A 4143-nucleotide genomic window follows, 5' to 3' on the forward strand; every position below is an offset into this window, starting at 1 on the left:
CGGCGGGGTTCTTGTCCGTCACGCCGGGGCGGGCCTTGAGCAGCTCCCCGCACCGGGTCAGGCCGAAGATCTCCTCAAAGCGGCGGCGGAACTCCTTGGCCTTGGCGTAGATCCGCATCTTGCCCTCCTTGTCGTTGGCCTCGGTCTGGGGGTACAGCAGGCTCAGCACCAGCACGCCGCCGCTGACGGCGCCGCAGAGCTCGGCGTGACTGCCGCCCACACCGCCGCCGAAGCCGCCGGTCATGGCCATGAGCTGCTCTCGGGTCAACCCCGTCAGGTCCTCGAACGCGCCCACCACAGACTGGGCGCAGTTGAATCCGGCTTTGTGATACTCATAGGCAATTGCACAGCGATCCATTGGTAATTCCTCCAAATTTCTTTTGTAATTCAATGTGTATATAGTTTTTTTGCTTTACAGCTTTTTCGACAGCTCCACCAGCTTGCGCAGCCGGTGGTTCAGACAGGACTTGGTCACAGGCGGGTCAAATTCCTCCGCCAGCTCCGAAAGGGTCAGCTCGGGATTGGCCTGACGCAGCGACGCCGTCAGCTGCAGCTTGTCCGGCAGTGTCTCCAGCACGCCCGCCTCCTCCAGCCGCCGGATGGCCTCCAGCTGCTCCTGGGCCGCCTCCACTGCCTTGTCCAGATTGGCGCTGTCGCAGTTGAGGCGGCGGTTGACGCTGTTGCGGAGGTCCTTCTCCATCTTCGCGGACATCACCTTCATGGCCGACACCGGCGCGCCGATGAGGGTGAGAAAGTCCTCGATCTGGTCGCTTTGCTTGAAGTAAGTGATGAAGCTGCCGTTGCGGCTGACGCTCTTGGGCGGGAAGTGGTCTTCCCGAAGCAGCGCTTCCAGCTCCCGGCTGGCCTGGAGATGGGAAGTTGCCAGCTCTAGGTGGTAGCGTTTGAGAGGGTCGGTGATGCTGCCGCCGGCAAAGAACACCCCCCTCAGAAACGATGCCCGGCAGCAGGCATCCTCCAGCAGGCCGAAGTTGATATGCAGCACCAGATTCTGCCGGGGATCGTATCCCAGCAGATTGATGATGTGGTCCAGCTTCTTGCGCTCCGTGATCTGGAAGACCTGCTTGCCCGGCTGGTCCGGTTCCGGCTGCCGGTCAAAGCGCAGGTTGAACGCCCGGTGAAACAGCCGGGGCAGCCGGGCTGGCAGATTGGGATTTTCCGTAATGATGCGCACCTCCGTGGAACTGAAGGTGTTGCAATAGAGCAAAACGCCGTAGGCCTCCGCCCGGGCGCAGCAGAGCTTTTGCACCGGCAGGCGGCACAGTTCGTTTTTTGCTTCAAAGGAAAAGGACATCAGGGGATTCCTCCATCATTGGTTCAGGGCGCTCCCCGGGGAGAATACGCCGTTTTCGATCTTGTCCGGCTTCTCACGTGTCCTCTTCCACCCGGTAGGTATCCTCCCGGAAGTCGAAGCGGTCCCCGGCGATGCGGACGCTGCGCTCGGCATGGAGCAAAATCAGCTCCCGGGCCAGATGGCCGGGATGGTGGCGAACAAAGCCGTTCTCCACCGTGGCCACCGGGCGGTTGACGATCTCCACTCCCAGCCGGGCGCACTCCTCCCAGTCGCAGCGGATCAGCTCCGCCCCCTCCTGGGCATACCGGGCGGCCACCCCCTTGGGGATGGGCGAGGAGTTGGTCAGGCACAGGTCGAAGAGGCCCGGCACCGAGTGTTTGAACAGCGCCGCGATATGGTCGGAGACGGTGTAGCCCTCTGTCTCCCCCTCCTGGGTCATGACGTTGCAGACATACACCTTCAGCGCGTCGGAGGACTGGATGGCCTCCACGATCCCCCCCACCAGGAGATTGGGGATGATGCTGGTGTAAAGGCTTCCGGGGCCCAGGACAATCATATCCGCGTCCCGGATGGCTGCCGTGGCCGCCGGAAGGGCCTGGGGGTGCTCCGGGATCAGCCGCACCTGGCGGATGCGGCAGTCCTCTCTCTTTTTGCAGTAGAAGATCTTGGACTCCCCCACCACGCTGGCGCCGTTTTCAAACTCCGCCTCCAGCTGTACGTCCGCCGTGGTCACCGGCAGCACCCGACCGGTGATGGCCAGGACTTCGCTCATGCGGCTCACCGCCACATCAAAGGAGGGGGAAATTCCGTTGAGGGCCGCCAGGAACAGATTGCCGAAGCACTGCCCCGCCAGGGCCCCCTCCGTGAACCGGTAGTGCAGCAGCTCCCGCATCACCGGCTCCGTATTGGCCAGCGCCTCCATACAGTTGCGGATGTCGCCGGGGGGCGGCATCCCCAGGTCCTGCCGCAGCATCCCGGACCCGCCGCCGTCGTCCGCCACGGTGACCACGGCAGTCAGATTTTCCGTATACTGCTTGAGACCCCGCAGCATGTTGGAAAGGCCGTGGCCGCCGCCGATGACGGTGATCCGGGGGCCGTGGGCTCTGGGCAGCCGGTAGGACGGCCGTTGTTTTTTCATGGCCGCCTCCTCAAACGCCCCGGGCCATGTCCCGGTGATTCTCCGTCACCGGATAGCCCTGCTGATGGATGAATTCCGTCAGGGCGTGGGTTACCGCCACGGAGCGGTGATGCCCGCCGGTGCAACCCACGGCGATGGTCAGGGAGGTCTTGCCCTCCTCGGCGTACAGCGGCAGCACGAAGGTCAGCAGGTCCTCCAGCCGCTTCATGAAATCCTGGGTCTGCTGGAATTTGAACACGTATTCGTATACATCCCGGTCCAGCCCCGTCTTGGGCCGGAGGGTCTCGATGTAATAGGGGTTGGGCAGGAACCGCACGTCCAGCACCAGATCCGCCTCCATGGGCAGGCCGTACTTGAAGCCGAAGGAGGTGACATTCACCGTCATGCCGGCCTTCTCTCCCCCGGTGCCGAAGAGGTGCAGCAGCTCGCCCCGCAGCTGGGCGGTGGAGAGCCGGGAAGTATCCACCACGTAGTCCGCCCGGTCCTTCACCGGCTGCATCAGCGCCCGCTCCTGGCGCACGGCCTCCTCCAGGGAGTCCGCCCCATCCCGCAGGGGATGGCGGCGGCGGGTCTCCTTGTAGCGCTTGATGATCGTCTCCGGCGAGGCCTCCAGAAACAGCATCCGGCACCGGCAGTCCATGGCCTTGAGCTTATCCAGCACCTCGAAAAACTCCGCGAAGGAGTTGGCCGTCCGCACGTCGTACACCAGCGCCACCCGGTCGTAACGGCCGTTGCTGACGGTGCAGAACTCCGCAAATTTCAAAATCATCGCCGCGGGCATATTGTCCACGATATAAAAGCCCATGTCCTCCAAAAAGGAGGCCGCCTTGCTCTTCCCCGCTCCGGACAGACCGGAGATGATCAGGATTTCCATGCAAATGCCCCTTTCGCTCACGCTTCCACGATGCGGACCTCCGGCTCCAGCCGGACGCCGGTTTCCGCGTATACCCGCTGCTGCACCTGACGCATCAGCTCCGTCACGTCATCAAAGGTGGCGCCGCCCCGGTTGATGACAAAGCCCGCATGCTTCTCGCTGACCTGGGCGCCCCCCACCGTAAGACCCTTGAGGCCGCACTGGTCGATGAGGGTCCCGGCGAAGTGGCCCACCGGCCGCTTGAAGGTGCTGCCGGCGCTGGGGAACTCCAGGGGCTGGCTGGCTTTGCGGCGGGCCATGAAGTCCTGCATCCGGCCCCGGATCTCCTCCGGGTCCCCCGGCGTCAGCGCCACGGCGGCCCGAAGCACCACGGCGTCGGGATGGTCGGAAAAGAGGCTGTGGCGGTAGCCAAAGTCCAGCTCCTCCGCCGTCAGCGTGCGGATGCCCTCCTCCGGGAACAGGGCCGTCACCGAGGTAATCACCTGCTTCATCTCTCCGCCGTAGGCACCGGCGTTCATGCACACGGCGCCGCCCAGCGTGCCGGGGATGCCGTGGGCGAATTCCAGCCCGGCAAGGCCCTCCCGGCAGGCAAAGTCCGCAAGACGCGCCAGCGGTACGCCGGCCTCCGCCGTCAGGACGTTCCCCTCTGAGCGCTCCATCTGCCGCAGCCCGGTGGTGTCGATCACCAGCCGGTCCAGCTCTCGCCCCCCAGCCGGTCCAGTCCCCGGTCGGAGACCAGCAGATTCGTGCCGTTGCCCACGATCAGGGGCGTGGTCCCCGCCTCCTGTGCAAAGCTCATCAGCAGCACCAGCTGCTCGC

The 4143-nt window shown here is 64.4% G+C and carries 5 protein-coding genes; all 5 read right to left on the minus strand.

The features are described 5' to 3' along the window. Positions 1-358 (minus strand): C-GCAxxG-C-C family protein (locus tag QZL67_RS05440; protein WP_292919930.1); only part of this gene is annotated, 358 nt, incomplete at its 3' end. Between the two features lie 54 nt (positions 359-412). Beyond that, positions 413-1312, minus strand: coding sequence for a DNA-binding protein WhiA (gene whiA, locus QZL67_RS05445; RefSeq protein ID WP_022289738.1), 900 nt, complete (start codon positions 1310-1312; stop codon positions 413-415). 73 nt (positions 1313-1385) lie between these two features. Next, complete coding sequence (gene yvcK, locus QZL67_RS05450) at positions 1386-2450, minus strand: gluconeogenesis factor YvcK family protein (protein WP_022289739.1); 1065 nt, start codon at positions 2448-2450, stop codon at positions 1386-1388. A 10-nt stretch (positions 2451-2460) separates the two neighbouring features. Further along, positions 2461-3324 carry an RNase adapter RapZ gene (gene rapZ / locus QZL67_RS05455; protein WP_022289740.1) on the minus strand — a complete coding sequence of 288 codons (864 nt, stop codon included), beginning with the start codon at positions 3322-3324 and terminating at the stop codon, positions 2461-2463. Positions 3325-3341: 17 nt separating this feature from the next. Then, complete coding sequence (gene murB, locus QZL67_RS05460) at positions 3342-4010, minus strand: UDP-N-acetylmuramate dehydrogenase (protein WP_022289741.1); 669 nt, start codon at positions 4008-4010, stop codon at positions 3342-3344. Positions 4011-4143: the final 133 nt, after the last annotated feature.

The organism is Oscillibacter sp. CAG:155 (assembly GCA_000436875.1).
Taxonomy (GTDB): domain Bacteria; phylum Bacillota; class Clostridia; order Oscillospirales; family Oscillospiraceae; genus Oscillibacter.

Coding starts and splice junctions, on each gene's coding strand:
- whiA (WP_022289738.1), bottom strand. CDS start 1,312: ATGTCCTTTTCCTTTGAAGCAAAAAACGAACTGTGCCGCCTGCCGGTG.
- yvcK (WP_022289739.1), bottom strand. CDS start 2,450: ATGAAAAAACAACGGCCGTCCTACCGGCTGCCCAGAGCCCACGGCCCC.
- rapZ (WP_022289740.1), bottom strand. CDS start 3,324: ATGGAAATCCTGATCATCTCCGGTCTGTCCGGAGCGGGGAAGAGCAAG.